Here is a 260-nt window from a genome sequence, read left to right as displayed (position 1 = left end):
GCAGCCCGAAGCCATAGAGCGGCAGGCAGACCAGGGCCATGACCAGCGCATAGACCTGGCACGCGCCCCGCCACCCGCCATGCGCCGCCAGAAACGAGGTGAGTGGCCAGAAGATGGTACTCGACAGGCCGGTCACCAGCATCAGCGTCGCGATCGCCCGCGCCGCCCCGCGTCCGGCGATCTCGTTGAGCAGGATATGCGCCGGCATGGTGAGACTGGCGCTGCCCGCCGCCCCGATCAGAAGCCATCCGAGAAAATAG

Annotated in this window: 1 pseudogene; it reads right to left on the bottom strand. The window is 67.7% G+C overall.

Annotated features, from left to right (window positions below):
• Positions 1–260 (bottom strand): annotated as a pseudogene (locus SB764_RS41805) (MFS transporter); the annotation flags it as partial.

It is taken from the genome of Paraburkholderia sp. SIMBA_027 (assembly GCF_046535315.1).
Classification (GTDB): domain Bacteria; phylum Pseudomonadota; class Gammaproteobacteria; order Burkholderiales; family Burkholderiaceae; genus Paraburkholderia; species Paraburkholderia tropica.
Note: the sequence above shows the minus strand (reverse complement) of the source record. Positions and strands in the feature narration are given on the sequence as shown.